This window comes from Pseudomonas sp. GM50, from assembly GCF_000282375.1.
Classification (GTDB): Bacteria; Pseudomonadota; Gammaproteobacteria; order Pseudomonadales; family Pseudomonadaceae; genus Aquipseudomonas.
Window position 1 is genome coordinate 32,240 of record NZ_AKJK01000085.1, and the last position, 25,917, is coordinate 58,156.

General features: G+C 58.5%; 27 protein-coding genes, 1 tRNA gene and 1 pseudogene. 12 read left to right on the top strand and 17 right to left on the bottom strand.

From position 1 onward, the window contains the following. Nucleotides 1-140: 140 nt before the first annotated feature. The 6 genes from PMI30_RS09075 to PMI30_RS09050 all read right to left on the bottom strand — a co-directional run bounded on the left by PMI30_RS09075 (nucleotide 141) and on the right by PMI30_RS09050 (nucleotide 5,183). Complete coding sequence (locus tag PMI30_RS09075) at nucleotides 141-740, bottom strand: 50S ribosomal protein L25/general stress protein Ctc (RefSeq protein WP_008011958.1); 600 nt, start codon at nucleotides 738-740, stop codon at nucleotides 141-143. Nucleotides 741-884: 144 nt separating this feature from the next. Further along, nucleotides 885-1,826: a ribose-phosphate pyrophosphokinase gene (locus tag PMI30_RS09070; protein ID WP_003171603.1), complete on the bottom strand. Its 942-nt coding sequence runs from the start codon at nucleotides 1,824-1,826 to the stop codon at nucleotides 885-887. A gap of 45 nt (nucleotides 1,827-1,871) precedes the next feature. Next, a tRNA-Gln gene (locus PMI30_RS09065) sits at nucleotides 1,872-1,946 on the bottom strand. A 36-nt stretch (nucleotides 1,947-1,982) separates the two neighbouring features. Next, nucleotides 1,983-2,834 (bottom strand): 4-(cytidine 5'-diphospho)-2-C-methyl-D-erythritol kinase, encoded by an 852-nt coding sequence (ispE, locus tag PMI30_RS09060; RefSeq protein ID WP_008011960.1) that lies wholly within the window; start codon nucleotides 2,832-2,834, stop codon nucleotides 1,983-1,985. Between the two features lie 2 nt (nucleotides 2,835-2,836). Beyond that, nucleotides 2,837-3,454: a lipoprotein insertase outer membrane protein LolB gene (lolB, locus tag PMI30_RS09055; protein ID WP_008011961.1), complete on the bottom strand. Its 618-nt coding sequence runs from the start codon at nucleotides 3,452-3,454 to the stop codon at nucleotides 2,837-2,839. Between the two features lie 4 nt (nucleotides 3,455-3,458). Next, nucleotides 3,459-5,183: a tetratricopeptide repeat protein gene (locus PMI30_RS09050; RefSeq protein ID WP_008011963.1), complete on the bottom strand. Its 1,725-nt coding sequence runs from the start codon at nucleotides 5,181-5,183 to the stop codon at nucleotides 3,459-3,461. Between the two features lie 235 nt (nucleotides 5,184-5,418). Between PMI30_RS09050 and hemA the strand changes: the two genes are divergently transcribed. The 6 genes from hemA (at nucleotide 5,419) to PMI30_RS09020 (ending at nucleotide 10,790) form a co-directional block, all read left to right on the top strand. Beyond that, a complete protein-coding gene (gene hemA, locus PMI30_RS09045; protein WP_008011966.1) occupies nucleotides 5,419-6,708 on the top strand; it encodes a glutamyl-tRNA reductase in 1,290 nt (429 codons plus the stop codon). Continuing rightward, nucleotides 6,705-7,787: a peptide chain release factor 1 gene (gene prfA, locus PMI30_RS09040; protein ID WP_008011968.1), complete on the top strand. Its 1,083-nt coding sequence runs from the start codon at nucleotides 6,705-6,707 to the stop codon at nucleotides 7,785-7,787. Before hemA ends, prfA begins: the two co-directional genes overlap by 4 nt. Beyond that, nucleotides 7,788-8,618 (top strand): peptide chain release factor N(5)-glutamine methyltransferase, encoded by an 831-nt coding sequence (gene prmC / locus PMI30_RS09035; RefSeq protein WP_008011969.1) that lies wholly within the window; start codon nucleotides 7,788-7,790, stop codon nucleotides 8,616-8,618. It begins immediately after the preceding gene. Then, nucleotides 8,612-9,367 (top strand): molybdopterin-synthase adenylyltransferase MoeB, encoded by a 756-nt coding sequence (locus tag PMI30_RS09030; RefSeq protein WP_008011971.1) that lies wholly within the window; start codon nucleotides 8,612-8,614, stop codon nucleotides 9,365-9,367. The genes prmC and PMI30_RS09030 overlap by 7 nt, the downstream gene beginning before the upstream one ends. Further along, nucleotides 9,360-10,151 carry a glutamate racemase gene (gene murI / locus PMI30_RS09025; RefSeq protein ID WP_008011973.1) on the top strand — a complete coding sequence of 264 codons (792 nt, stop codon included), beginning with the start codon at nucleotides 9,360-9,362 and terminating at the stop codon, nucleotides 10,149-10,151. Before PMI30_RS09030 ends, murI begins: the two co-directional genes overlap by 8 nt. 120 nt (nucleotides 10,152-10,271) lie before the next feature. Continuing rightward, nucleotides 10,272-10,790 carry an acyloxyacyl hydrolase gene (locus PMI30_RS09020; RefSeq protein WP_008011974.1) on the top strand — a complete coding sequence of 173 codons (519 nt, stop codon included), beginning with the start codon at nucleotides 10,272-10,274 and terminating at the stop codon, nucleotides 10,788-10,790. A 114-nt stretch (nucleotides 10,791-10,904) separates the two neighbouring features. Here PMI30_RS09020 and PMI30_RS09015 read toward each other — a convergent pair whose 3' ends face one another. From PMI30_RS09015 to PMI30_RS08990, 6 genes and pseudogenes are all read right to left on the bottom strand, one after another. Beyond that, a complete protein-coding gene (locus PMI30_RS09015) occupies nucleotides 10,905-11,210 on the bottom strand; it encodes a YkgJ family cysteine cluster protein (protein ID WP_007905822.1) in 306 nt (101 codons plus the stop codon). 60 nt (nucleotides 11,211-11,270) lie between these two features. Beyond that, on the bottom strand, nucleotides 11,271-12,044 hold the full coding sequence (locus tag PMI30_RS09010; RefSeq protein ID WP_008011977.1) for an SDR family NAD(P)-dependent oxidoreductase: 774 nt from the start codon (nucleotides 12,042-12,044) through the stop codon (nucleotides 11,271-11,273). Nucleotides 12,045-12,111: 67 nt separating this feature from the next. Further along, nucleotides 12,112-13,560: a deoxyribodipyrimidine photo-lyase gene (gene phrB / locus PMI30_RS09005; protein ID WP_008011979.1), complete on the bottom strand. Its 1,449-nt coding sequence runs from the start codon at nucleotides 13,558-13,560 to the stop codon at nucleotides 12,112-12,114. Between the two features lie 34 nt (nucleotides 13,561-13,594). Further along, nucleotides 13,595-14,536, bottom strand: coding sequence for a MerR family transcriptional regulator (locus PMI30_RS09000; protein WP_008011981.1), 942 nt, complete (start codon nucleotides 14,534-14,536; stop codon nucleotides 13,595-13,597). After that, nucleotides 14,533-15,075: pseudogene (locus PMI30_RS08995) on the bottom strand (YbgA family protein); the annotation flags it as partial. The pseudogene PMI30_RS08995 and the gene PMI30_RS09000, both read right to left, overlap by 4 nt. Nucleotides 15,076-15,293: 218 nt before the next feature. After that, complete coding sequence (locus tag PMI30_RS08990) at nucleotides 15,294-16,280, bottom strand: NAD(P)/FAD-dependent oxidoreductase (RefSeq protein ID WP_007905831.1); 987 nt, start codon at nucleotides 16,278-16,280, stop codon at nucleotides 15,294-15,296. A gap of 196 nt (nucleotides 16,281-16,476) precedes the next feature. Between PMI30_RS08990 and PMI30_RS08985 the strand changes: the two genes are divergently transcribed. Together PMI30_RS08985 and hemH are read left to right on the top strand one after the other, a co-directional pair. Continuing rightward, a complete protein-coding gene (locus PMI30_RS08985; protein ID WP_008011986.1) occupies nucleotides 16,477-17,379 on the top strand; it encodes a TIGR01777 family oxidoreductase in 903 nt (300 codons plus the stop codon). Nucleotides 17,380-17,393: 14 nt separating this feature from the next. Beyond that, entirely contained in the window at nucleotides 17,394-18,416 is a 1,023-nt protein-coding gene (gene hemH / locus PMI30_RS08980; RefSeq protein ID WP_008011989.1) for a ferrochelatase, read from the top strand. Between the two features lie 88 nt (nucleotides 18,417-18,504). On the opposite strand, the gene PMI30_RS08975 is transcribed toward hemH, so the two are convergent. After that, on the bottom strand, nucleotides 18,505-19,779 hold the full coding sequence (locus tag PMI30_RS08975) for a uracil-xanthine permease family protein (protein ID WP_008011991.1): 1,275 nt from the start codon (nucleotides 19,777-19,779) through the stop codon (nucleotides 18,505-18,507). Nucleotides 19,780-19,781: 2 nt separating this feature from the next. Continuing rightward, the gene (upp, locus tag PMI30_RS08970) at nucleotides 19,782-20,420 is read right to left on the bottom strand and encodes a uracil phosphoribosyltransferase (protein WP_008011992.1); all 639 of its coding nucleotides are present in this window, start codon (nucleotides 20,418-20,420) and stop codon (nucleotides 19,782-19,784) included. A gap of 176 nt (nucleotides 20,421-20,596) precedes the next feature. On the opposite strand from upp, the gene PMI30_RS08965 reads away from it, so the two are divergent. The 3 genes from PMI30_RS08965 to PMI30_RS08955 all read left to right on the top strand — a co-directional run bounded on the left by PMI30_RS08965 (nucleotide 20,597) and on the right by PMI30_RS08955 (nucleotide 22,170). After that, complete coding sequence (locus PMI30_RS08965; RefSeq protein ID WP_008011994.1) at nucleotides 20,597-21,154, top strand: hypoxanthine-guanine phosphoribosyltransferase; 558 nt, start codon at nucleotides 20,597-20,599, stop codon at nucleotides 21,152-21,154. A 179-nt stretch (nucleotides 21,155-21,333) separates the two neighbouring features. After that, a complete protein-coding gene (locus PMI30_RS08960) occupies nucleotides 21,334-21,819 on the top strand; it encodes a hypothetical protein (protein WP_008011996.1) in 486 nt (161 codons plus the stop codon). Nucleotides 21,820-21,882: 63 nt separating this feature from the next. Continuing rightward, nucleotides 21,883-22,170 (top strand): PA4642 family protein, encoded by a 288-nt coding sequence (locus PMI30_RS08955; RefSeq protein ID WP_008011998.1) that lies wholly within the window; start codon nucleotides 21,883-21,885, stop codon nucleotides 22,168-22,170. A 211-nt stretch (nucleotides 22,171-22,381) separates the two neighbouring features. Here the strand turns inward: PMI30_RS08955 and mqo are convergent, their stop codons facing one another. Both mqo and PMI30_RS08945 read right to left on the bottom strand, forming a co-directional pair. Continuing rightward, nucleotides 22,382-23,890: a malate dehydrogenase (quinone) gene (mqo, locus tag PMI30_RS08950; protein ID WP_008012000.1), complete on the bottom strand. Its 1,509-nt coding sequence runs from the start codon at nucleotides 23,888-23,890 to the stop codon at nucleotides 22,382-22,384. Between the two features lie 741 nt (nucleotides 23,891-24,631). Continuing rightward, the gene (locus PMI30_RS08945) at nucleotides 24,632-24,865 is read right to left on the bottom strand and encodes a hypothetical protein (RefSeq protein ID WP_008012002.1); all 234 of its coding nucleotides are present in this window, start codon (nucleotides 24,863-24,865) and stop codon (nucleotides 24,632-24,634) included. A gap of 205 nt (nucleotides 24,866-25,070) precedes the next feature. Here PMI30_RS08945 and PMI30_RS08940 point away from each other — a divergent pair, with 205 nt between their 5' ends. Beyond that, a complete protein-coding gene (locus PMI30_RS08940; protein ID WP_007905851.1) occupies nucleotides 25,071-25,655 on the top strand; it encodes a YajG family lipoprotein in 585 nt (194 codons plus the stop codon). On the opposite strand, the gene PMI30_RS31755 is transcribed toward PMI30_RS08940, so the two are convergent. Then, on the bottom strand, nucleotides 25,637-25,917 hold a 281-nt coding region (locus PMI30_RS31755), incomplete at its 5' end, for a hypothetical protein (protein WP_238542009.1). The two genes, PMI30_RS08940 and PMI30_RS31755, sit on opposite strands and share 19 nt — an antisense overlap.

Genomic DNA, 25,917 nt, shown 5'->3' on the forward strand with positions numbered 1-25,917 from the left:
TAACATCGCCGCGATCAGGGTGTGCGGCGAAAGTGGACGACAAGTGCTCATTTACCATTATGTAAACTCCGCGTTCTCGCCCGCTTTCTCGCTACGCTCTAGTCCGCGATGTTCCGGTCACTCCGGCGTACAGAGTGAAATTACTCTGCAGCGCCTTCTGCAGCTTCTGGAGCAACACGTGGAGCGTGAACGTTGGCAACAGCCAGGTCGTTACCGTGAGCCAGAGCAACAAACTCAACGCCTTTAGGGGCTTTGAGGTCAGACAGGTGAATGATCGCGCCGACTTCGGCATCAGCCAGGTCAACTTCGATGAATTCAGGCAGGTCTTTCGGCAGGCACGAAACTTCGATTTCAGAAACAACGTGCGAAATTTCGCCGCCTTTCTTGATCGGAGCAGCTTCGCCAACGAAGTGTACAGGCACGATAGCGGTCAGTTTCTGGCCAGCTACAACGCGTACGAAGTCAGCGTGCATCACGTGGCCTTTTGCCGGGTGACGCTGCAGAGCCTTGATGATTACGTTTTGCTTGGTGCCGCCAACGTTCAGCTCGATGATGTGGCTGTAAGCCGCTTCGTTTTCGAGCAGTTTGGCAACTTCTTTAGCCAGCATGCTGATGGATTCAGGGGCTTTGTCGCCACCGTAAACTACAGCTGGAACCAGGCTTGCGAGACGACGCAGGCGGCGGCTCGCACCTTTCCCCAGGTCGGAACGCACTTCAGCATTCAGAGTAAAATCGTTCATGTTGTATCTCCAAAATAACCACATTCGCCCCAGCGTTTGCGACCAGCGCTTAAAAGGCGATATGGGCAAAAAAGCCCCGCCCCGACAGGAATGCCGGGGCGGGGCGCTTTTCGTCAACGAGATGTAATGAAAAGGGCAGGGCCCTTAACGGAACATCGCACTGATCGATTCTTCATTGCTGATGCGGCGGACCGCCTCGGCAACTACCGGTGCGATATCCAGTTGACGGATACGCGCACAGGCTTGTGCTGCAGCGGACAGCGGGATGGTATTTGTTACCACCAGCTCGTCCAGCACGGAATTTTCAATGTTTTCGATCGCCCGACCCGACAGCACAGGGTGCGTGCAGTAGGCGAAAACCTTGGCAGCGCCATGCTCTTTCAAGGCCTTGGCCGCGTGGCACAGAGTGCCGGCGGTATCGACCATGTCATCGACCAGAATACAGGTACGCCCTTCGACATCACCGATGATATGCATCACTTCAGAGTGATTGGCTTTCTCACGGCGTTTGTCGATGATCCCGAGGTCCACGCCCAGGGATTTGGCAACAGCCCGTGCACGCACGACGCCACCAATGTCCGGGGACACGATCATCAGGTTTTCGAAGCGCTGATCTTCAATGTCATCCACCAGTACCGGGGAGCCGTAGATGTTATCTACCGGAATATCGAAGAAGCCCTGAATCTGGTCAGCATGCAGATCAACCGTGAGAACACGGTCGATGCCGACTACAGTAAGCATGTCAGCAACGACTTTCGCGCTGATAGCCACACGTGCGGAACGCGGACGGCGATCCTGACGGGCATAACCAAAGTAAGGAATAACAGCAGTGATACGAGTAGCCGAGGAGCGGCGGAAGGCATCAGCCATCACTACCAGTTCCATCAGGTTATCGTTGGTCGGAGCGCAAGTCGGCTGAATAATGAAAACGTCTTTACCGCGAACGTTTTCATTGATCTCGGCAGTAATTTCGCCGTCGGAGAACTTACCGACAGAGATGTCACCGAGAGGGATATGCAGCTGACGTACAACACGCCGAGCCAGATCGGGGTTAGCGTTCCCCGTAAAGACCATCATCTTGGACACGCGCAGTACCTAGAGGCTGAGGGTAACCTGGATGAGTATAGAAAATGGCAGGGGCGGCTGGATTCGAACCAACGCATGGCAGGATCAAAACCTGCTGCCTTACCGCTTGGCGACGCCCCTGTATCTGTTGCAACGATTACCCAGTAATCGATTCCTTTAGAGCAGACTTTGCAGCTTGCGATGCAACATCGAAATGTTGCTTCCTTTTGCTACAAACCCTGTAAGGGTCTCTGTCAGAAGGGCCGAGACTTTATCAGCTTCAGCTTTGCTTGGGAAGCCCCCAAACACACAACTTCCAGTTCCGGTGAGTTTTGCTTCGGTAAATTTACCTAACAAATTCAATGCGTTACGTACATCTGGATAACGCCTTGCTACCACCGGCAAGCAGTCATTTCGACTGTTTCCCTTGGGAACGGGGCGCACTTTAATGGGAGGAGTGTTACGTGTCAACAGTGGATCTGAAAAAATTTCTGCTGTACTTACAGATACTTGCGGCACGAGCACGAGATACCACGGTTCTTCGGGCTCTACAGGGGTGAGTTTCTCCCCCACACCCTCGGCGAAAGCCGCATGGCCACGCACGAAAACCGGGACGTCGGCGCCTAGCGTAAGGCCCAGCGCGGCCAGCCGGTCCTCATCCCAACCCAGTTGCCAAAGATGATTGAGGCCCAGCAATGTGGTCGCCGCATTCGAGCTGCCGCCACCGATTCCACCGCCCATGGGCAGGATTTTTTCGATCCAGATGTCGACACCCAGTGAACAACCGGATTGTTCCTGAAGTTTTTTGGCGGCTTTGACGATCAGGTTGCTGTCGTGAGGGACGTCGGCGAATTCGGTGTGCAACCGAATCACGCCATCGTCGCGAACGGCGAAGGTGATTTCATCGCCGTAATCGAGGAACTGAAAAATCGTCTGCAACTCGTGGTAGCCATCTTCACGACGACCGAGGATGTGCAGCATCAGGTTGAGCTTGGCGGGCGAGGGCAATTTCAGGCGTGGCGCAGTCATGTTCACTGCCCCAGTTTGCGTGGTTGCCATTCCTTGATCACCAGCGTGACATCAAGGTCGGTGCCGTGCAGTTTGATCCGCTCGGGCAGCCAGTAGCCGTTTTGCTCGGCATAACTCAGATACTCGACCTGCCAGCCATCCTGTTCGAGATTGGCCAGGCGGCTGTCGACGTCGAGGGTCAGGCGACTTTTGCTGTCCGGGGCCGGGAGCCCGCGAACCCACCATGCCAGATGGGATACCGGCAATTTCCAACCCAGCTGTTCTTCAACCAGGGCTTCCGGGGTCTGCGCGTCATAGCGACCCTGATTGGCCACTTCCAGCGAGACTTTGCCCGGGCGGCCGGTCAAGCGGGCCGCGCCACGACCCAGCGGGCCGGAGAGACGGATGTCGTAGTAATCCTGGCGTTGCAGCCAGAACAACGTGCCGCTGCCCGAATCTTTTGGCGCGCGGATACCGATTTTGCCGTTGATCTGCCAGCCGTCGAGGCCGGTCAGTTGCTGTTTGTGCTCGCGCCATTGGGCCGTGTTGCCTTGACCCTGGACCGATTCACGGGCGCCGAAGCCCGCGCAACCGGCGAGCAGGGCGATGAAGCTGAAAATAACGAGGTGGCGCAAAAACATAATCTTAAAGAGTCTCTGATCCGGTCAGGCGCTTGATGGTGCCGCGCAGGGTAGGGCTGTCGGGCTGTTCCTTGAGGAACTTGCTCCAGATTTGCTTGGCTTCGCGTTGTTTGCCGTTGACCCACAGGACTTCGCCCAGGTGCGCGGCGACTTCTTGGTCGGGGAAGCGTTCCAGTGCCTGGCGCAGATACCGCTCGGCTTCATCGAGGTTACCCAGGCGGAAGTTGACCCATCCGAGGCTGTCGAGGACTGCCGGGTCTTCCGGGTTGATCTGGTGCGCCTGTTCGATCAAGGTCTTGGCTTCGGCGTAGCGTGTGGTGCGGTCGGACAGGGTGTAGCCGAGGGCGTTCAACGCCATCGCATTGTTCGGGTCGCGCTTGATGATCAATCGCAGATCTTTTTCCATCTGCGCCAGGTCATTGCGTTTTTCTGCCAGCATGGCCCGGGTATACAGCAGGTTCAGATCGTCCGGGTATTGCTGCAGGGCTTGCTGCAAGACTTTCCAGGCCTTGTCGCCCTGTTTGTTGGCGGACAAGGTTTCAGCTTCGATCAGATACAGCTGGATCGCGTAATCGGGTTGCTCGCCGCGCTCGGCTGCCAGGCGGCTTTGGGCTTCGGCGGTCTTGCCATTGCTCATCAGAATATCGGCCTGACGCAATTGCGCCGGCAGGTAATCGTTGCCCGCGCCGACCTGGGCGTACTCGATCAATGCGCCCTGCGGGTCGTTACGCTCTTCAGCAATGCGCCCCAGGTTCAGGTGTGCCGAGTCGACATGGCTTTCCCGAGCGATCAAATCTTCCAGGTAACCTTTGGCCTCGTTCCACGCCTTGGCTTCCAGACAGACCAAGGCCAGGGAATAACGCAGTTCGTCGTCTTCGGGGTATTGCTGCACCAGGCTCGAGAACTCGGCCTTGGCATCTTCCATGCGGTCCTGTTCAACCAGCATGCGCGCATAGGTCAGGCGCAGGCGTTTGTCGTCCGGGTATTTCTTGATGCTTTTTTGCAGCAGCGGCAGGGCTTCATCGCCACGGTTGAGCCCTTGAAGCAGGCGCGCGCGCAGCAGGATCGGCGCTATTTCGCCCTCGTCCGGCGGGTTGTCTTCGAGCAGGGTCAGGGCACCTTTGGCATCGCCGTCCTGTTGCATCAGCAAGGCCTTGCCGAAAATCAGCTGGTTGTTGTGCGGATGACGCTGCAGCAAGCGGTCAAAACCTTTCATCAGGCCGTTGCGCGTGTCCTGGTCGGTATCGGCCGCGGACAGGGCGAGGAAGTCGAAATGCGTGTCGCCTTTGCCTTGCAGGACTTTCTCCATATAGACCATGGAGTCGTCATAACGCCCTGCGCGGGCGAGTTGCACGGCAGCCGCCCGTTGCGCCTCGAGATCGTCCGGGGCGTTTTTGGCCCAGACCAGTGCGGTGTCGAGGGCAGCCTGATCGGCACCCAGATACTCGGCAATGCGAAATGCCCGCTCGGAGACCCCCGGATCCTGGGTATTGATGGCCTGGGTCACGTAGTTGTCCAGGGCAATGTCGTAACGATTGCGCTGGCCAGCCAGTTCGGCGCTCAACAGGCTGAAGACGGTTTCTTCGCTGAACGAGCTGTAAACCTTGGGCTTTTCAGGAACCGGAGTGCTGTCTTCAACCGGCGGCGTACCGTCCGACGAAACGGGTGCCAAGGCCTGGCAGCCGCTGAGGAAGACAAAAGCGAGGAGCAACGCGGAAGATCTATTCATATAGGAAAAGGACGACTAACCTGCGGTCGGATCATCATGACACAAGCCTTCGGCCAAACATAACCGCCCGGCCAATTTACCCGCGCGGGCAATCCCCACAGGCCCGGCGCCCTTGTAAACGAGAACGGATCGCAGCCTTTGGCGGTTCTTGCAGGAGCGATAGAGATCGAGTGGTTGTTCTGGCTCTGTCGAAGTAGGACAATTGTCGGCTTCACGTCACCATCAGCGACCTTGAATGGCCTTCCTTGCACTCGGTATTAACCACAAGACTGCTTCAGTAGACGTCCGCGAGCGCGTGGCCTTTACCCCTGAGCAGCTGGTTGAGGCCTTGCAGCAGCTCTGCCGACTCACCGACAGCCGCGAAGCTGCGATCCTCTCCACCTGCAATCGCAGTGAACTGTATATAGAACAGGATCACCTTTCGGCTGACATCGTGTTGCGCTGGCTGGCCGATTATCATCATTTGAGCCTCGATGAGCTGCGCGCGAGCGCTTATGTGCATGAAGATGATGCGGCAGTTCGTCACATGATGCGGGTTGCTTCCGGGCTAGATTCACTGGTGTTGGGTGAACCGCAGATTCTCGGTCAGATGAAATCGGCCTACGCTGTCGCTCGCGAGGCCGGCACCATCGGTCCGTTGCTCGGGCGGCTGTTCCAGGCCACATTCAATGCGGCCAAACAGGTGCGAACCGACACCGCCATCGGCGAAAACCCGGTGTCCGTGGCGTTTGCCGCGGTCAGCCTGGCGAAACAGATTTTCAGTGATTTGCAACGCAGCCAGGCTTTGCTGATCGGCGCCGGCGAGACCATCACCCTGGTCGCCCGCCATCTGCATGAGCTGGGGGTGAAGCGAATCGTGGTCGCCAACCGCACCCTGGAGCGCGCGAGCATTCTGGCCGAACAGTTCGGCGCCCACGCAGTGCTGCTCTCGGATATCCCGGCAGAACTGGTGCGCAGCGACATCGTCATCAGTTCCACCGCCAGCCAGTTGCCGATTCTCGGTAAAGGCGCGGTGGAAAGTGCCTTGAAATTGCGCAAGCACAAGCCGATTTTCATGGTGGATATCGCCGTTCCTCGGGATATCGAACCGGAAGTCGGCGAGTTGGACGACGTTTACCTGTATAGCGTCGACGATCTCCACGAAGTGGTTGCCGAAAACCTCAAGAGCCGTCAGGGCGCTGCCCAGGCCGCTGAAGAGATGGTGTCGGTCGGTGCCGAAGATTTCATGGTTCGCCTGCGCGAACTGGCGGCGGTGGATGTGCTCAAGGCCTACCGTCAACAAAGCGAGCGCATGCGAGACGAAGAATTGCAGAAAGCCCAGCGCATGCTGGCCAATGGCAGCAGCGCTGAAGACGTGCTGGTGCAACTGGCTCGCGGCCTGACCAACAAACTCTTGCACGCACCGAGCGTGCAGTTGAAAAAGCTCTCTGCCGAAGGCCGCCTCGATGCGCTGGCCATGGCCCAGGAACTCTTTGCCCTCGGTGAGGGCTCATCGGATAGCTTTTCGGATAAAAAACCGCAATGAAAGCGTCACTGCTCAATAAGCTGGACATCCTCCAGGACCGTTTCGAGGAATTGACCGCCCTGCTTGGCGATGGCGAGGTCATTTCCGATCAAAACAAGTTCCGCACCTATTCCAAGGAATACGCGGAAGTCGAGCCGATCGTTGGCACCTATAAACAGCTGCTTAAAGTGCAGGGCGATCTCGAAGGGGCTCAGGCGCTGCTCAAGGACAGCGATCCGGACATGCGCGAAATGGCCGTGGAAGAAGTCCGCGAAGCCAAAGAGCAACTGATCGAAATCGAAGCCCGACTGCAACGCATGCTGCTGCCCAAAGATCCCAACGACGGGCGCAACGTGTTCCTCGAAATCCGTGCCGGCACCGGCGGTGACGAAGCAGCGATTTTCTCCGGCGACCTGTTCCGCATGTATTCGCGTTACGCCGAGCGGCGTGGCTGGCGGGTAGAGATTCTCTCGGAGAACGAAGGTGAGCACGGCGGCTATAAAGAAGTCATTGCGCGGGTCGAAGGAGAGAACGTTTACGGCAAGTTGAAGTTCGAATCCGGCGCGCACCGCGTACAACGGGTTCCGGCCACTGAATCCCAGGGCCGCATCCACACTTCGGCTTGCACCGTGGCCGTGTTGCCCGAGCCGGACGAGCAGGAAGCGATCGAGATCAATCCGGCGGATCTGCGGGTCGATACCTATCGCTCCTCCGGTGCCGGTGGTCAGCACGTCAACAAGACCGACTCGGCGATTCGTATCACGCACTTGCCGTCCGGTATTGTCGTTGAGTGCCAGGAAGAACGTTCCCAGCACAAAAACCGCGCCCGGGCGATGTCCTGGCTGTCGGCCAAGCTTAACGACCAGCAGACCAGCGCAGCGGCCAATGCCATCGCCAGCGAGCGTAAATTGCTGGTGGGTTCCGGTGACCGCTCCGAGCGTATTCGCACCTACAACTTTGCCCAGGGCCGGGTCACCGACCACCGGGTCAACCTGACGCTGTATTCGCTCGACGAAATTCTTGCCGGTGGCGTGGATGCGGTGATCGAACCGCTGCTGGCCGAGTACCAGGCCGACCAATTGGCAGCGATAGGTGAGTAAATGACGATCATTGCCAGTTTGTTGCGCGCCGCTGATTTGCCCGACTCGCCCACCGCGCGTCTGGATGCCGAATTGCTGCTGGCGGCTGCCTTGGGCAAGTCCCGCAGTTTTCTGCACACCTGGCCTGAACGTATCGTCCCGAGCGAAGCAGCCCTGAAGTTTGCCGAGTACCTGCAGCGCCGCCGTAGCGGTGAGCCGGTGGCTTACATTCTGGGGCAGCAGGGCTTCTGGAAGCTCGACCTGGAAGTCGCGCCTCACACGCTGATTCCGCGTCCCGACACCGAATTGCTGGTAGAAACCGCGCTGGAACTGTTGCCGGCCACACAGGCCTTGGTGCTTGATTTGGGCACCGGCAGTGGCGCCATCGCCCTGGCCCTGGCCAGCGAACGTCCGGCCTGGAAAGTCACCGCCGTGGATCGCGTGCTGGAAGCCGTAGCCCTCGCCGAGCGCAATCGCCAGCGGCTGCACCTGAACAACGCCACGGTGCTGAGTAGTCATTGGTTCAGCGCTTTGGAAGGTCAACGCTTTCAATTGATCATCAGCAATCCGCCCTACATCGCTTCGACCGATCCGCATCTGGCGGAGGGCGACGTGCGCTTCGAACCAACCAGTGCCCTGGTGGCCGGCGTCGATGGGCTCGACGATTTGCGTCTGATCGTCGATCAGGCACCGGATCATCTTGAGGCAGGTGGCTGGTTGATGCTCGAACACGGTTACGATCAAGCCGAGGCCGTGCGCGATTTGCTGCTGACCCGCGGCTTTGAAGAAGTCCATAGCCGCACCGATCTGGGCGGTCACGAACGCATCAGTCTGGGGCGCTTGCCGTGCTGAATGATCAGGAATTATTGCGCTATAGCCGGCAGATTCTGCTGCAACACGTCGACATCGACGGCCAGCTACGGCTCAAGGAAAGCCGTGTGCTGATTGTCGGTCTCGGCGGTCTTGGCTCGCCGGTGGCGCTGTACCTGGCTGCGGCCGGTATCGGTGAGTTGCATCTGGCGGACTTCGACACGGTTGACCTGACCAATCTGCAACGTCAGATCGTTCACGACACCGACAGTGTCGGCCTGAGCAAGGTCGATTCGGCGATCCGGCGTCTGACCGCGATCAATCCCGAGATTCAGCTGATTGCCCATCGCACCGCCCTGGATGAAGATTCTTTGGCGGCGGCAGTGGCGGCGGTGGATCTGGTGCTGGACTGTTCCGATAATTTTTCCACCCGCGAAGCGGTCAACGCCGCGTGTGTGGCTGCGCGCAAACCGCTGGTCAGCGGTGCGGCGATTCGGCTGGAAGGGCAATTGTCGGTCTTCGACTCCCGTCGTCCGGAAAGCCCTTGCTACCACTGTTTATACGGGCATGGCAGCGAAGCCGAGCTGACCTGCAGCGAGGCCGGTGTACTGGGTCCGCTGGTGGGGCTGGTCGGTAGCTTGCAAGCCCTCGAAGCGCTGAAGTTGCTGGTGGGGTTCGGCGAACCGCTGGTGGGGCGCCTGTTATTGATCGATGCCTTGGGTACGCGCTTCCGTGAATTGCGGGTCAAGCGTGATCCGGGTTGCAGTGTCTGCGGGTCAAGCCATGCGTGAAGCGCCGATTGCTGTATTCGATTCCGGCGTCGGTGGACTTTCCGTGCTGGCCGAGATCCAGCAGTTGCTGCCCAACGAGTCTCTTTTGTACCTTGGCGATTGCGGGAATATTCCCTACGGTGAGAAATCACCGGCATTCATCAGTCAGCGTTGCAGTGTCATGGCGCAGTTCTTTCAGCAGCAGGGCGCCAAGGCGCTGGTGCTCGCTTGCAACACCGCGACCGTCGCGGGTGTTGCGGACTTGCGGCGCGATTTCCCCGAGTGGCCCATTGTCGGCATGGAGCCCGCGGTCAAACCGGCTGCCGCGGCGACGCGCAGCGGTGTAGTTGGCGTACTCGCCACCACCGGCACTTTACAGAGTGCCAAGTTCGCCGCCTTGCTCGACCGTTTCGCCGCCGATGTGCGAGTCATCACTCAGCCATGCCCAGGGCTGGTGGAGCTGATTGAAAATGGCGATTTGCACAGCGAGGCATTGCGTCAGTTGCTGCAGGGGTATGTCGATCCGCTGCTGGCTGCCGGTGCAGACACGATCATTCTTGGCTGCACGCATTATCCCTTTCTGAAGCCGCTGCTTAAGCAGATGATCCCCCAGAACATCAGCTTGATCGATACCGGTGCCGCTGTGGCACGGCAGCTTCAACGATTGTTGGCCGAGCGTGAGTTGCTGGCCGAGGGACCTGCTCGCGCTACCCGGTTCTGGTCGAGCGCGGATACGGAACATTTCAGAAATATCTTGCCGGTTTTATGGCATTCGACGGGTGTTGTGCAAAGCTTCGACTTGTAGATAAAAAAAGAGATGACACGAATAATTGAGCTGAACTTCTGATCAAGCTTCAACTTCTATAGCTTTGTCTGTTGGGCAGCATAAAAACCATACGAAATTGTTCGGAAAAGGATGTTTCTAATGAAGCGACTATTCTGCTTGGCCGCGATTGCGACCGCATTGATGGGGCACAGTTTTACCGCGCAGGCAGCAGGGGTGGAATTCGGGGTCGGCCAGACCAGCGATTCGACCATGACTTACCGATTGGGCATGCAATTCGATTGGGACAAGAGCTGGTTGCAGAGTGATATCGGTCGCTTGACCGGCTACTGGAGCGGTGCTTACACCTATTGGGATGGCGATGAAACGTCGAGCAATCACAGTTTGTCGTTCTCGCCGGTGCTGGTGTACGAGTTTGCCGGTCAGACCATCAAACCCTACGTTGAAGCGGGTATCGGCATCGCGGTGTTTGCCAACACCGAGGTCGAAGACAATAAACTTGGCGGAGCCTTTCAGTTTGAAGACCGTTTCGGGTTTGGTCTGCGCTTTACCGGCGGACATGAAGTCGGGATTCGCGCCACGCACTATTCCAATGCCGGGATCAGCAGCCCGAACGATGGTGTAGAGAGTTATTCGCTGCATTACACGATGCCGTTGTAACGTCAAAAGCTTCGCGGGCAAGCCTCGCTCCTACAGAGACCATCTTGCCCTGTAGGAGCGAGGCTTGCCCGCGAAGACGTCAGACCTGCAGACCTATCTCTAAAATCGCCCCTTTCACCGATACGCCGTCGCAATCCCCTGGCGTTCGGTGATGCATTCCGGTGCGCCCATTTCGAACTCCCGGCAGATCAGCGGACGTTTTTCGTAGATGGTACACATCATGCTGTTGCGATCCAGCGCGGCGCACCAGCCGTCATCCAGTCGCAGCATGACTTCCCCGCCCCAATCGTCGGTATCGATAAAGCGCTCGGGCACGCCGGTGTCGGTGATCAACATGACTTCAAGCTGACAGCAGCAGGCTGCGCAGGTCGAACAGGTGACCGCAGGCTCGGCGATTTGCGTGTGGGGAATGGTTTTCATGGCACGCAGTGTAAGGCAGTGGGCCCACGCTGTGTGAAAGGCCTGACGGACGCTCAGGCTTCACGGCAGATCGTCGAAGGGCGGATTGTTTCGCTCCATGCGCTTGCCGATTTCCAGTCCCGTCTGGCCAGACTTTTGTGGCAGAGGCCAAAGGACAGGCATGAGCAGTTCCGGTAAGGGGAGCTCCGGTGGACGGTGCTTGAGCATGTCGAATAGGTATCGCGCAGCTTTGTCTGCCGACCAGTCGAGGTGTAACGAGAGGTCGTCGTTCAGAGGAGTATTGATAACCCCTGGACTGGCCACGGTCATTTCGATGTTTTCCGGCGCCACGTCGATGCGCAAGGACTCGAAAAGGTGGCGCAACCCGGGCTTTGAATCGCCATCTTCAGCTCGTGGCAGGGGCAGATAGGTCACCGAGCTGGCCATGCCCACCAGATGCGGCGCAGTGCCCGCCTGGAGCAAGGGCCGGGCGGCTTCGATGCAATAGCTGCTGGCGAGCAGGTTGGTACGCACGATGTGCTCGATGATTGACGAGTCGAACTGACTGGGGTCGACGTATTCGCAGGTGCCTGCGTTGAGGATCATGGTATCCAGAGAACCCCATTCCTTGGCAATCTGCTCGCCGATTTCGCGCACCTGTTGGCCGTTGGTCAAATCACCCGCGACCACCAGCACTTGTCCGGGGTAACGCTGAGACAGGGCTTTCAATGGTGCCAATAAGCGGGAGCTGACAGCCAGGTGGGCACCGGTTTTCAGTATTTCTTCGGCCAAAGCGGCACCAATGCCATTGCTGGCGCCGGTCAACCAGTATCGCCTTGGAGGTGTAAGACTCATCCCAATTCCCTTTTTAAGCAGATAATTTCCCGGCTCAGCACCGTATTTATAACGCAATGCGACGGCATCAAATTAATTCCGGGGGTGATAAACCCTGTCGGGATGGCAGGTTCTTGAACGCGGCCAGGGCCCGTTCGCGGGAAGTGCTCAGGTTGACGATCGGCGATGGATAATCCGTCACGCCGAATAATCCGTCGAGTCTCGCGCGATTGTGCAGGTCTTTTTTGTTCATTCCATTGATCTGCGGTAACCAATGCTTGATGAAAACGCCTTCGGCGTCGAATTTTTCCGACTGGCTCAGTGGGTTGAAAATCCGGAAGTAGGGCGCCGAATCGGTACCGGTGGACGAACTCCACTGCCAGCCACCGTTGTTCGCCGCCAGATCGCCGTCAATCAGATGCCGCATGAAGAAACGCTCGCCTTCACGCCAGTCGATCAGCAGGTTTTTGCTCAGGAACATTGCCACGACCATGCGCAAACGGTTGTGCATCCAGCCGGTTTCCAGCAATTGGCGCATGGCGGCATCAATGATCGGCAGGCCGGTACGGCCTTGTTGCCAGGCCTTGAGGTCTTCCGGGGCGTCACGCCAGGCCAACGCTTCGGTTTCCGGGCGAAAGGCGCGGTGCCGGGAGACCCGTGGGTAGCCCACCAGGATGTGTTTGTAGAATTCGCGCCACAACAACTCGTTGATCCAGGTGACGGCACCGACCTTGCCGCTTTCGAACTCCCCCTGATTGCTTTGCAACGCGGCGTGCAGACACTGACGAGGGGAGATGACCCCAGCGGTGATATAGGCCGAGAGCTGGCTGGTGCCGGGTTTTGCCGGGAAGTCGCGCTCGCTGTGGTAATAGTCGATCTGTGCGTCGGTAAAGGTCTCGAGGCGGCGTCGGGCCTCGGCTTCGCCGGCCGGCCAGAGAGCACGCAAACTGTCGCTGGGCGTGTCGAAACCCTCGACACGAGAGGGCGGTTCGTCACTGGCGATACCCAGCGGAGCCTGGATGGCGGGGGCGGTAACCAATCTCGGTAATGATGCGTGCAAGCGTTCGTAGCAGACCTTGCGGAACTGGCTGAAGACCTGGAAATAGGTGCCGGTTCTGGTCAGCACGGTGCCAGGCTTGAACAGCAGTTGATCGAGGTAGCGGTAAAAGTCGATGCCTTGGGCTTTCAGGGCTTGGGCCACCGCGGCATCACGACGGGTTTCATGAATGCCGTATTCCTCGTTGACGTGCACTGCGTCGATCTTCAATTGCTGGCACAACTCGAGCAAGACCTTCGGTGCCTCATCCCAGCGGGACGCCTTGCGAATCAGCAGCGGGATGTTCAGGGCGCCCAGCGCATGGCGTAACTCGCTGAGGTTGCGCAGCCAGAAATCCACTTTGCACGAGGCGTCGTCATGCGCCAGCCATTGCTGCGGACTCAGCAAATACACCGCCACACTCGGGCCGCGGGCTGCGGCGGCCGAGAGGGCGGTGTTGTCGTGTAGACGCAAGTCGCTGCGCAGCCAGATCAATTGCATGGTGGTATCCGCACGATCCATTAAAAAAGCGTCATTAAATGAGCCCACGCTGAATCAGGCCCTGATGGGCCGACAAAGGGTCTTCGGCCAGGGACAAATCAGCAATGGCAGTGGTTTTTGCGGCTAACTCGGTGTGGTGGATACACACCGTTGGTCCGGCAATCATTTTTGGGCAACTGACGCCATTCAAAAGTTTCGTCAGATGCGCAAGATTCATGGCTTTGCTGGAATACAGCAGTACGCCGCGGGCTTGCAGATGCTCGACCGCCAGCGCAAGTTCGCCAGCGGGGAGCGGCCAGTCAAAGACTTCCACCGGGCAATCGACGCTGCTGATCAGCCAGGCCGTGAGCCACAGATGAGGCTCCAGCGGCAGGTCCGAGTGATTGATCAGCAGCAGCGGCGCGGTGCGCAACTGACGGTTGTTATGGTAGATCCTCGCGCCGAATTTGCTGCGCAACCAGGAATAAACAAACACCCGCTCCATCTGCGCGCCGAACTGGCCTTGCCAGCGTTGTTCCAGTTCCGCCAGCAATGGCATCAACAATTTTTCACACAAGGTGCGTGGCGGATACAGCGCCATCGCCTGATTCACCGTGTCATCGAGGGTGCGTTCGGCCAGCTGAGTGACCGCTTGCAGCAGTGTCTGACGCAGCACCAGCCAATCGTTCCCGATGGGGTCGGTAAGCCCATGAGGCGTGTCGAGCAGTTGTTTGACCTGGCTGACAGCCACGCCGCGATTGAGCCAGGTGAGAATCGTCAGGATCCGTTGAACGTGTTCGGCACAGAACAGCCGATGCCCCTTGGGCGTACGCTGGGGCACGATCAGACCGTAGCGCCGTTCCCAGGCGCGTAAGGTGACGGCATTGACCCCGGTTTGCCGGGCCACTTCACGAATGGGTAGCCAGCCAGCGTCCAGGGCCTTCTTGAAGTCGCTGCCAAGGTCTTCGCTGGCGCTGGTGTCCGGGGGATTTTTCATTGAATTGCGTTTCGCAGGCTGAGGTTTTCTGGAGGCGGTTGCAGGTAAACCTGTTGCGCAATGTATGGATCCGGGTGTTGGCGAAAATAGTGTTTGAGCAGCGTCAATGGCACCACCAGCGGCACGATGCCCTGGCGATACTGGCCGATGACATGCTGCACTTGCTGTTTGTCTTCAGCGCTGATAGCTCGTTTGAGATAGCCACTGAGGTGTTGCAGGACGTTGGTGTGGGTGCGGCGAGTAGCGCATTTTTTCAGGGCCTCCATCAGCTCGCTGAAATAGCGCGGGCCGAGCTCTTCGAGAGCGGACTGACCCATGTTGCCCAGCAAGTTGCCCAGGGTTTTGTATTGCACCGGGTTGTGGGCCATCAACAGGTATTTGTAGCGCGAGTGAAAATCCGTGAGACCGCGTCGGGTCAGGCCTGCTTGCAGCAATTGCTGCCAGTCGCTGTAGGCAAGCACGCGGGTGAGGAAGTTTTCCCGTAGCACCGGATCGTTGAGCCGGCCTTCTTCTTCCACCGGGAAATCGGGATGCAGCGCATAGTCAGAAAAGATGCGGCCGCTGATGGCGATTTTCGTATGGGTGGCTGACTGTGCAGGCATCGGAGCACCTCGAATCTGAACCTGTACAGAGTTATGTTTCTGTACAACATGCCCTTCAGCATAGATCCAAGGGTGTACAAGTCAATTTTTTTGTATAGGTTTTTGCAGGGCTGCTGCCCATGTCGACAGCAGCGATGGGCTGGACTTGATTCAATTCACTGCAGGTGTTCATGCAGCCGGCGGGCTGCTTCCTGACCACTGAGCCAGGCACCTTCGACACGGCCAGACAGGCACCAGTCGCCGCACACATACAGGCCCAGATCGGCATCGGCCAGGGCACCCCATTCATGGCTGCTGGCCGGCCGGGCGTACAGCCAGCGGTGAGCGAGGCTGAAGGTCGGAGCAGGCATGGCGTCGTGCAGCAGTTCGGCAAAGGCCCCGTGCAATTGCTCGATCACCGCTTCCTTGGGCAGGTCGATATGCTGCCGGCTCCAGGCACTGGTGGCATGCAGCACCCAGGTGTCGAGGGTGGTGTCGCGTCCCGGTTTGCTGCGGTTGCGCGCCAGCCAGTCGAGGGGGCTGTCCTGCACGAAGCAACCTTCGATGGCGGTTTCCAGTGGCGTGTCGAACGCCAGGGCGACGGCCCAGGTGGGTTCCATTTTTACCCCGGCAGCGGCCCCGGCGAGTTTCGGCGCGGCCGCCAGCAGCGCGGTCGCCTGAGGGGCTGGCGTGGCGATAACGACATGGCTGAACGGGCCGTGAGTGAAACCCTCGGCGTCTTGCAGGTGCCAGTGTTCTTCACCGCGATAGACCTCGGTGATGCGGCAAGCGAAATGCACTTCCAGATCACCGAGCAGGCCGCGCGTGATCGCGCTCATGCGTGGCGTGCCGACCCAGCGTGTCTGTTCATCCGGCGAAGGTCTGAGCTGGCCGCCGTGAAAGGTATAGAGCTGCGGCGTCCATACGGCGACCCAGCCGTTGGCTTGCCAGCGCTGGACTTCGGTGACGAAGCGACGGTCGCGGGCAGTGAAATATTGCGCGCCCATGTCCAGAGCACCCGCATCGCTGCGCTTGCTCGACATGCGTCCGCCACTGCCGCGGCTTTTATCGAAAAGTTGAACGACATGCCCGGCCTCCGTCAGGGCCTGGGCGGCTGAGAGTCCGGCGATGCCGGTGCCGATGATTGCGATAGGTACAGTCATAGGGGCCTCGTTTACCTTTCTGTACAGACTACGCCGTGGTTCAAACCTGTACAATATTGTTTTTTGGTATAACTTTTAGCGTCCTCGTTCTGACAGCTTGGCCTATTGTTAAGCACAGAGCCTGCCCAATACCAAAGATCCCTGCTTATAAAAATAGACTAGTGATCAGGGTAAAACGCCACGCGAGGAAGATGTCATGCACATATTGCTGACCGGCGGTACTGGTTTGATAGGACGTCAACTCTGCCAACACTGGTTGAGCCAGGGACATCGCCTGACGGTCTGGAGTCGCACGCCTGCAAAAGTCGCCAAAGTCTGTGGCACTCAGGTACGTGGAATCGCACGACTTGAGGACCTGGGTCAAGAACCGGTGGATGCAATTATCAACCTCGCGGGCGCACCGATTGCCGATCGGCTCTGGACGCACAAACGCAAGGCGTTGTTGTGGAGCAGCCGGATCACCCTGACCGAAACCCTGCTGGCCTGGCTCGAAAGCCGCGAGCAGAAACCGCCGGTATTGATTTCTGGCTCCGCGATCGGTTGGTACGGCGACGGTGGTGAGCGGGAGTTGACTGAACAATCTCCACCGGTCATTGATGATTTCGCCAGCCAGTTGTGCGTCGCCTGGGAGGAAACCGCGCAACGCGCCGAAGCCTTGGGCATTCGCGTGATCCTCATTCGTACCGGGTTGGTGCTGTCCGCCGAGGGCGGCTTTTTGTCGCGGCTGTTGTTGCCGTTCAAACTGGGGCTGGGTGGGCCGATCGGCAATGGTCGGCAGTGGATGCCGTGGATTCATATCAAGGATCAAATCGCCCTGATTGATTTTCTTCTGCACCGCAATGAGGCCAGTGGTCCATATAATGCCTGCGCGCCCAAGCCGGTACGCAATCGCGAATTCGCCCAAACGTTGGGTAGCGTGTTGCATCGTCCGGCGTTCATGCCGATGCCAACCCTCGTGTTGAAGGTGGGCCTGGGCGAGTTGTCATTGTTGCTGCTGGGTGGCCAGAAGGCCATGCCGGCTCGCTTGCTGGAAGCGGGTTTCACATTCCAGTTCACTGATTTGCGCGCGGCGTTGGACGATCTGTCCAGCCGCCTTTAGAAATAGGACGTTGCATGACCGATCACGCGTTGCTTCTGGTCAACCTGGGTTCACCCGCTTCCACCTCGGTGGCGGATGTGCGCAGCTACCTCAATCAATTTCTGATGGACCCGTATGTGATCGACCTGCCATGGCCGGTGCGGCGTTTGCTGGTGTCGTTGATTCTGATCAAGCGCCCGGAACAATCGGCTCACGCTTATGCGTCGATCTGGTGGGCGGACGGCTCGCCATTGGTGGTGCTCAGCCGTCGTCTGCAACGGGCCATGACCGCGCAATGGAGCCACGGGCCGGTGGAGCTGGCGATGCGCTACGGCGAGCCATCCATTGAGTCGACGCTGGTTCGTCTGGCGGCTCAGGGGCACAAAAAAATCACCCTGGCGCCGCTCTATCCGCAATTCGCCGACAGCACCGTGACCACGGTGATCGAAGAAGCCAAACGGGTGGTGCGGGAGAAGAAACTCGACGTGCAGTTCTCGATTCTCCAGCCGTTCTATGATCAGCCGGAATACCTCGATGCCCTGGTGGCCAGCGCTACGCCATATTTGCAGCAGGATTACGATCATCTGCTGCTGAGCTTTCATGGTTTGCCGGAACGGCACCTGAAGAAGCTCAATCCAGGTCACAGCTTCGAAGGTGGCGGCGATTGCTGCGCGGGGGCGCCGCCGGAAGTGGTTGCGACCTGTTATCGCGGTCAGTGCCTGCGCACCGCGGCAGAGTTTGCCAAGCGCATGGGCCTGCCGGATGGCAAATGGTCGGTGTCGTTCCAGTCGCGTTTGGGCCGGGCCAAGTGGATCGAACCCTACACCGAAGCGCGCCTCGATGAGTTGGCCAAAAGCGGCGTGAAGAAAGTCCTGGTGATGTGCCCGGCGTTCGTCGCCGATTGCATCGAAACCCTGGAAGAGATTGGTGATCGCGGGAAGGAGCAGTTCCGCGAAGCGGGAGGGGAGGAGTTGGTGCTGGTGCCGTGCCTCAACGATGATCCGCAGTGGGCGAAGGCGTTGAACGCATTGTGTGAACGGGCGCCGTTGGCCCTTTAAAAGCTTCGCGGGCAAGCCTCGCTCCTACAGGTATTGCGCGGACCTTGTAGGAGCGAGGCTTGCCCGCGAAGGCATTCTTGAGGCTGGTTTACAACAACGGCTCATCCGCCTTTTTGTGTTTCCAGCTGTCATGGCCCGGCAGCAACAGGTTCAGCGCAATCGCCACCACCGCGCACAGCGCGATGCCTTTGAGGCCGAAATCATCCGGGCCGGTACCGGTGCCGACCAGTACGCCGCCAATCCCGAACACCAGCGTCACCGAGACAATCACCAGATTGCGTGCTTCGCCCAGATCGATCTTGTGGCGAATCATGGTGTTCATCCCCACCGCGGCAATCGAACCGAACAACAGGCAGAGAATCCCGCCCATCACCGGCACCGGGATGCTTTGCAGCAGGGCGCCGAACTTGCCGATGAACGCCAGGCTGATAGCAAAGATTGCCGCCCAGGTCATGATTTTCGGGTTGTAGTTTTTGGTCAGCATCACCGCGCCAGTCACTTCGGCATAGGTGGTGTTGGGCGGGCCGCCGAACAGACCGGCCGCGGTGGTGGCAATGCCATCGCCGAGTAACGTGCGGTGCAGGCCGGGCTTCTTCAAATAATCACGACCAGTCACGCTACCCACGGCAATCACGCCACCGATGTGCTCGATGGCCGGGGCCAGGGCTACCGGAACGATGAACAGGATCGCCTGCCAGTTGAATTCCGGCGCCGTGAACTGTGGAATCGCAAACCACGGTGCAGCAGCAATCTTCGCGGTGTCGACCACGCCGAAATAGAACGCCATCGCGAAACCCACCAATACGCCGGAGATGATCGGCACCAGGCGGAAAATGCCTTTGCCGAACACCGCGACAATCAGAGTGGTCAGCAGCGCCGGCATCGAGATCAACATCGCTGTCTGGTAAGGAATCAGTTCAGTGCCGTCGCCAGCCTTGCCCATCGCCATGTTGGCGGCGATTGGCGCCATGGCCAGGCCGATGGAGATGATTACCGGGCCAATCACCACCGGTGGCAGCAAACGGTCTATGAACCCGGTGCCTTTGATCTTCACGGCAAGACCGAGGAAGGTGTAGACGAAACCGGCCGCCATCACCCCACCCATGGTCGCCGCCAGGCCAAACTGGCCCTTGGCGAGAATGATCGGCGTGATGAAGGCAAAGCTCGAAGCGAGGAAAACCGGCACCTGACGCCCGGTGACGATCTGGAACAGAATCGTCCCCAAACCTGCGGTGAACAGCGCAACGTTCGGGTCGAGGCCGGTGATCAACGGCATCAACACCAGCGCGCCAAAGGCCACGAACAGCATCTGTGCACCCGACAGCACCGTGCGCCAGAGCGGATCGTTGAACTCTTGCTGCATGCTCAAGCGTCCTTCTGCTTGGTACCGAAGATCTTGTCACCGGCATCGCCCAAGCCTGGGATGATGTAACCGTGTTCGTTGAGTTTTTCGTCAATGGAGGCGGTGTAGATCATCACGTCCGGGTGAGCTTTGCCTACAGCGGCGATGCCTTCAGGAGCGGCTACCAGCACCATTGCGCGGATGTCTTTGCAGCCTGCCTTTTTCAGCAAATCAATGGTGGCGACCATGGAACTGCCGGTGGCGAGCATCGGGTCGATAATCATCGCCAGGCGTTCGTCGATTTCCGGCACCAGTTTTTCCAGGTAGGTGTGGGCCTGCAGGGTTTGTTCATTGCGGGCCACGCCCACGGCGCTGACTTTGGCGCCCGGGATCAGGCTGAGCACGCCTTCGAGCATGCCGATACCGGCACGCAGGATCGGCACCACGGTAATTTTCTTGCCGGCGATTTTCTCGACCGACACCGTGCCGCACCAGCCTTCGATGTCGTAGCTTTCCAGCGGCAGGTCTTTGGTGGCTTCATAGGTCAGCAGGGCACCGACTTCCTGAGCGAGCTCACGGAAATTCTTCGTGCTAATGTCGGCGCGGCGCATAAGGCCAAGTTTATGACGGATCAGCGGATGGCGGATCTCAAGGATGGGCATGGGGAAAGGCTCCGGCGGCGGGCAAAAAAACCGGCCTAGATTAATCTATCCGAGGGTGTTGTCCTATAGACATACAGAACGTTAGTCCACAAACGCTTGATCTGGCCTCGCTTGATGCGTACCTTTGCCCGCTTTTCCGAATCCGTCCCTCCCCCTAAAACCCCTTGGAGAGCGCCATGTCCGCTGATCTCGAGCATATCCGTCAAATCATGCGAGAGGCTGACTGCCTGTACACCGAAGCTGAAGTCGAGGCGGCCATCGCCCGCGTCGGTGCGCAAATCAACGAACAGCTGGCTGAAAGCAATCCGGTGGTGTTCTGTGTGATGAACGGCGGGCTGATTTTTTCCGGCAAGCTGCTGACCCATCTGAGCTTTCCGCTGGAAGCGTCTTACCTGCACGCTACCCGTTATCGCAACGAAACCAGCGGCGGCGACCTGTTCTGGAAAGCCAAGCCGGAAGTTTCGTTCATTGACCGTGACGTGCTGATCATCGACGACATCCTCGATGAAGGTCACACCCTGGGCGCGATCATCGACTTCTGCAAACACGCTGGCGCCCGCGCCGTGCACACCGCCGTGCTGATCGACAAGGACCACGACCGCAAGGCTCGCCCGGACCTGAAAGCCGATTTCGTCGGCCTGCCGTGCATCGACCGCTACATCTTCGGTTACGGCATGGACTACAAAGGCTACTGGCGTAACGCCAACGGGATTTTTGCTGTTAAAGGCATGTAAGTCCGGCCACATATCCCCCTGTGGGAGCGAGCCTGCTCGCGATAGCGGTCTGTCTGACAACGTTATGTTGGATGTGTCGACGCTATCGCGAGCAGGCTCGCTCCCACAATGGATCGTGTTCACAGGTCTACTTTCTTGCACCCATGCTAGAGTGCTCGGCCCCGCCCCCGGAGCCTGTCATGAGCCTTTTGATCCGCAGCTGCGCCGCCCTGTTGCTGACCCTCAGCCTGCCCCTGGCAGCCGCCCCGTCGCCGATGCACGCACAGTTTTTGCCCCCGGACGACCTGACCCTGCGTGACGCTGAGCCCGAGCAGCAGCAACTGTTGCAGGTCACCGAGTATTCGGTGGTGATCGGCAGCCAGCGTCAGTCCAACCAACAGCCGATCCCGGTCACATCACCATTGCTGATCCGCCTCAAGGGCAAATCCTTGAACAAGGGCGCGACCATCAGCCAGGTGCTGGTCAACTTCGATGGCGAAAGCAAAAGCCTGAAAAAGCCTATCTACGACGAAAATCGCAAGACCCTGACGCTCTTCTACCCAATGGCCCAGTACCGGGTGGTGATCGACTTGTTGCGTAACGACACGGTGTATTGCCAGTTCCTCAGCTACGCCAACGGCCATATCTGGGCCGATCTGCACACAGGTAGCGTTCGTCCGCGTTGAGCCCCATGCCATGGCAGGGGTAAACTGCCCGCCCCGTGAAATGTCTGCGAGCTGGAGTCGGCAATGCGTAAAGATAAGAAGCAAGTGATTGGTGACGAGATCGGCGATGAGCAGATCAAGCTGTTCCTCGATTTTGAGCCGGTCGATGCCACTTCACCGTCGCTGCACAAACTGATCAAGGCGTACCGTGGCCTGCGTATCGATGACTTCGAGCGTTTTCTGACGTTCTTTGTTGAAGCCGGCCATGACCTGAATGGCAAGGATGAGCACGGCAATGACTTCGTCGCCCTGATCAAGGATCAGCGTAATGCGGCTGAGTACATCGAGTTGATCGACAAGGCTCGCGGCTGATCCTTTCTGGGAGGAATCCTATACCTGTGGCGAGGGGATTTATCCCCGTTGGGCTGCGAAGCGGCCCCGAACTTTGTGACCAGTCTGTTGAATCGGTTGGCGACTGCTTCGCAGCCGAACGGGGATAAATCCCCTCGCCACAATGATTGTTTCACCGCACAAAAAAACGCCCCGCCCTCAATGAGGACGGGGCGTTTTTTATGCGGCCGAATCAAGCATAGCTTTCGGTCTCGTTACTGGCTTCAACCAGTTCCAGCGCGACGTTGTTGTGCGCATTGATCTTGCGATACAGCGCAGCGTCGGTTTCCAGAACCTTTTCCCGAGCCGGGAAGATTTCCGCCAGTTTGGCAGCCCATTCACCGGACGCTTTGTTCGGGAAGCATTTTTCGATCAGCTCAAGCATGATCGAAACAGTCACCGAAGCGCCTGGCGAGGCGCCGAGCAGGGCCGCAAGGGAACCGTCCTTGGCCGCGACCAGTTCGGTACCGAACTGCAGGACGCCGCCTTTCTTCGGGTCTTTCTTGATGATCTGCACCCGTTGACCGGCCACTTCCAGGCGCCAGTCTTCGGCTTTCGCTTCAGGGTAGAAACGACGCAGGGATTCCAGGCGCTGTTCCATCGACTGCATCACTTCGCTGACCAGGTACTTGGTCAGGTCCATGTTGTTTTTGGCCACGGCCAGCATCGGGCCGATGTTGCCGGCGCGAACCGACATCGGCAGGTCCATGAAGGAGCCGTGCTTGAGGAACTTGGTGGTGAAGCCGGCGTAAGGTCCGAACAGCAGGGACTTCTTGCCGTCGACCACGCGAGTGTCCAGGTGCGGCACGGACATCGGTGGCGAACCCACGGCGGCCTGGCTGTAGACCTTGGCCTGGTGGTGCTTGACCACTTCCGGATTGTCGCAACGCAGCCACTGGCCGCTGATCGGGAAGCCGCCGAAGCCTTTGCTTTCTTCGATGCCCGAGGCTTGCAGCAGCGGCAGTGCCGCACCGCCAGCGCCGAGGAACACGAACTTGGCGTCGACTTCACGGCTGTTGCCGGTATTGACGTCCTTGATGCTGACAGTCCAGCCACCGTTGTTACGCTTCAGGCCAGTCACACGCTTGCAGTACTTGACCTGGGCATCGGGTGCGCTGGTCAGGTGCGTGAGCAGTTGATTGGTCAGGGCGCCGAAGTTGACGTCGGTGCCGTTCATCACGCGGGTGGCGGCGAGGACTTCGTCAGGCGCGCGGCCCGGCATCATCAACGGCATCCACTCGGCCATTTTGGCCTTGTCTTCGGTGTATTCCATGTCCGAGAAGGCGTGGTGCTTGCTCAGCGTCTTGAAACGTTCCTTGAGGAAGGAGACGCCGTCGTCGCCCTGCACGAAGCTCAGGTGCGGCACCGGGCTGATGAACGACTTGCACGAGCCGAACGTGCCTTTCCTGGTCAGGTAGGACCAGAACTGCTTCGACACCTCGAACTGGGTGTTGATGTGCACGGCTTTCTTGATGTCGACGGTGCCGTCGGCGGCTTGTGGCGTGTAGTTCAGCTCACACAGCCCGGCGTGACCGGTACCGGCGTTGTTCCACGGATTGGAACTCTCCGCGGCACCGGAATCCATCAGCTCGACGACTTCCAGCTTGATCGCGGGGTCGAGCTCTTTGAGCAGTACAGCAAGGGTGGCACTCATGATGCCGGCCCCAACCAGTACTACGTCGACTGCTTCGTTATGCGCCATTTAACGCGTCTCCAAAATCTGCAGCACCAAATTGTCGGCATAGCTGCCAGGCGTTCCGGGGCGATGTCAGTGATGCCCCAGGTATCCATGGCCAGGATCGCCATGTCCGAATCTTCGCAATTTTTCGCAACTTCGACGGATGCATGCGGCTTGGCCTCAAGAGTCACATGAACTCATTTCGGCACGCGGCTGGCAATTCGACTTATGGTCGAGACATCCGTTTGTGCAACCAAATCCGTAGCGGACAGGCTTCAGGCTCCGGTGTTCGAGGAATACTCGGTCCTGTGTCGTTGGGCTGTTGTAGACGCTAATGGTGCATGTTCAGACGCAAAACTATTCATTTGCTCGCCACACTCTTGTGAAGTTGTGAAAACCCGTTTTTTTCACGCTCTTTTGAAGACGTGAACCTCAAAAAAGGGCTGTCCCAGCCTGGCACTGTGCCCGGATGGATTGCCGCCATGGGGTACATGACAGGCAAAACGGGCAAACAGCTCAGTAACCGAGCGTAATGACAGCTCTGCAGATTCGCGAAAAGTGGTGTTTTTGCTTAGGGAACAGCAAGCGCGCCAGCTTCACTCGATCTGTGTGGGCGGCTCTCTGTGGGCGGTGCGGGGGTGTCAATACCGAGGCATTGACGATGCTGCGAGGCCCGATCAGGAGACGTCCTTATAATCGGGGGGAGATTGTATCTAAGAAACGCAGGGAAATGGTCGTGTTTAATGACTTTTATTAGGCGTCCGGTCAGGTGGTCAACAGTTGTTGCGCACGCGCACGTGGCTGGCGCTGGCTGACACGGGCGCTGGCGGGCAGGGGATGGTGCAGCCAGTTGAGGCGGATTTCTTCGATTTCGACCCAGCCATCACCCATGGGCTGCAGGCTGCACTGTTTGAACGCCTGGCAGCGACCATCGCGGTCGAGCAGGGCAAAGCAGCGATGCAGTGGGCGTGGCGCGAACATTGAGATGAGAAAACGCATGGCAAAGTACCTTGTGGGGTGACTACTGTGAAGGTTGCCAGTGAGCGATGACGTGCATGTGTAAGGTCGGTGACAGATGTGTGACAGGAACCGCGCTGCGACGGGTTTGTCAGAGATTTTAGTAATCGTTGTGCGAAGCTAGTTCGCCGCAGTGGCGCACCGCTATACTGCGGGTCTGTTTGTGCCTGATTCTGGAGAGAAGAGCATGTTGCAACGCCTGTTGTTCGGTTTGATCACTGTGACCAGTTTGACCCTCGTCGGCTGCGCCCACAGCCCGCAACAACTGAACCCGGAGCCCAAGCTGACGGCTCAGCTGGCGCCGGTCGGCCGTGGTCAGCCGGTGGTGGTGCGTGTGGTGGACGGTCGTCCGTCGCCAACGTTGGGGACTCGTGGTGGTCTGTACCCGGAGACCAGTGCGATCACCGTGCAGGGCGCGCAGATTTTGCCGAAGCTGCAGGCTCAGGCTGAAGCGGCCGTGCGCTTGCTGGGCTTTACCCCGACGGCCAATGCGCTGAATGCACCGCAATTGACGGTGACCCTGGCTGAGCTTAAGTATCAGTCGCCCAAGGAAGGCCTGTATGTGACTGAGGCAACGATTGGCGCGACGTTCCGTTCGGATGTGCAGAATGCCAACCGTCGTTACAGCGGTCGCTACGGTGCGTCGCTGGACCAGCGTTTTGGCATGGCGCCGAATCAGGAAACCAATACCAAGCTGGTCAGTGATGTGTTGAGTGATGCGTTAACCCGCTTGTTCAAGGACCCGACGATTGGTCAGGTGCTTGCCGAGTAACGGTTTGCTTCTTGTTTAAAGAACCCGGTGTCAGTGATGGCGCCGGGTTTTTTTGTGTCCGCAGATTCATTGTGGAAGCGAACGTGCTCACGATTCACCTGTAGGAGCGAGGCTTGCCCGCGAAGGCGGCCTGACAGCCAACCAATCCCTTGCAGATGCACGCGATTCAATTGTGGGAGCGAGCCTGCTCGCGATGGCGGTGTGTCAGGCAACATCCACGTTGAATGTGAGAAAGCCTTCGCGGGCAAGCCTCGCTCCTGCA

What these genes read in the sequence shown, in the direction of transcription:
- PMI30_RS09075 (WP_008011958.1), bottom strand. Translation starts at nt 740, where the DNA reads ATGAACGATTTTACTCTGAATGCTGAAGTGCGTTCCGACCTGGGGAAA.
- ispE (WP_008011960.1), bottom strand. Translation starts at nt 2,834, where the DNA reads ATGACTGCGCCACGCCTGAAATTGCCCTCGCCCGCCAAGCTCAACCTG.
- lolB (WP_008011961.1), bottom strand. Translation starts at nt 3,454, where the DNA reads ATGTTTTTGCGCCACCTCGTTATTTTCAGCTTCATCGCCCTGCTCGCC.
- PMI30_RS09050 (WP_008011963.1), bottom strand. Translation starts at nt 5,183, where the DNA reads ATGAATAGATCTTCCGCGTTGCTCCTCGCTTTTGTCTTCCTCAGCGGC.
- hemA (WP_008011966.1), top strand. Translation starts at nt 5,419, where the DNA reads ATGGCCTTCCTTGCACTCGGTATTAACCACAAGACTGCTTCAGTAGAC.
- prfA (WP_008011968.1), top strand. Translation starts at nt 6,705, where the DNA reads ATGAAAGCGTCACTGCTCAATAAGCTGGACATCCTCCAGGACCGTTTC.
- prmC (WP_008011969.1), top strand. Translation starts at nt 7,788, where the DNA reads ATGACGATCATTGCCAGTTTGTTGCGCGCCGCTGATTTGCCCGACTCG.
- murI (WP_008011973.1), top strand. Translation starts at nt 9,360, where the DNA reads ATGCGTGAAGCGCCGATTGCTGTATTCGATTCCGGCGTCGGTGGACTT.
- PMI30_RS09020 (WP_008011974.1), top strand. Translation starts at nt 10,272, where the DNA reads ATGAAGCGACTATTCTGCTTGGCCGCGATTGCGACCGCATTGATGGGG.
- PMI30_RS09015 (WP_007905822.1), bottom strand. Translation starts at nt 11,210, where the DNA reads ATGAAAACCATTCCCCACACGCAAATCGCCGAGCCTGCGGTCACCTGT.
- PMI30_RS09010 (WP_008011977.1), bottom strand. Translation starts at nt 12,044, where the DNA reads ATGAGTCTTACACCTCCAAGGCGATACTGGTTGACCGGCGCCAGCAAT.
- phrB (WP_008011979.1), bottom strand. Translation starts at nt 13,560, where the DNA reads ATGCAATTGATCTGGCTGCGCAGCGACTTGCGTCTACACGACAACACC.
- PMI30_RS09000 (WP_008011981.1), bottom strand. Translation starts at nt 14,536, where the DNA reads ATGAAAAATCCCCCGGACACCAGCGCCAGCGAAGACCTTGGCAGCGAC.
- PMI30_RS08990 (WP_007905831.1), bottom strand. Translation starts at nt 16,280, where the DNA reads ATGACTGTACCTATCGCAATCATCGGCACCGGCATCGCCGGACTCTCA.
- PMI30_RS08985 (WP_008011986.1), top strand. Translation starts at nt 16,477, where the DNA reads ATGCACATATTGCTGACCGGCGGTACTGGTTTGATAGGACGTCAACTC.
- hemH (WP_008011989.1), top strand. Translation starts at nt 17,394, where the DNA reads ATGACCGATCACGCGTTGCTTCTGGTCAACCTGGGTTCACCCGCTTCC.
- PMI30_RS08975 (WP_008011991.1), bottom strand. Translation starts at nt 19,779, where the DNA reads ATGCAGCAAGAGTTCAACGATCCGCTCTGGCGCACGGTGCTGTCGGGT.
- upp (WP_008011992.1), bottom strand. Translation starts at nt 20,420, where the DNA reads ATGCCCATCCTTGAGATCCGCCATCCGCTGATCCGTCATAAACTTGGC.
- PMI30_RS08965 (WP_008011994.1), top strand. Translation starts at nt 20,597, where the DNA reads ATGTCCGCTGATCTCGAGCATATCCGTCAAATCATGCGAGAGGCTGAC.
- PMI30_RS08960 (WP_008011996.1), top strand. Translation starts at nt 21,334, where the DNA reads ATGAGCCTTTTGATCCGCAGCTGCGCCGCCCTGTTGCTGACCCTCAGC.
- PMI30_RS08955 (WP_008011998.1), top strand. Translation starts at nt 21,883, where the DNA reads ATGCGTAAAGATAAGAAGCAAGTGATTGGTGACGAGATCGGCGATGAG.
- mqo (WP_008012000.1), bottom strand. Translation starts at nt 23,890, where the DNA reads ATGGCGCATAACGAAGCAGTCGACGTAGTACTGGTTGGGGCCGGCATC.
- PMI30_RS08945 (WP_008012002.1), bottom strand. Translation starts at nt 24,865, where the DNA reads ATGCGTTTTCTCATCTCAATGTTCGCGCCACGCCCACTGCATCGCTGC.
- PMI30_RS08940 (WP_007905851.1), top strand. Translation starts at nt 25,071, where the DNA reads ATGTTGCAACGCCTGTTGTTCGGTTTGATCACTGTGACCAGTTTGACC.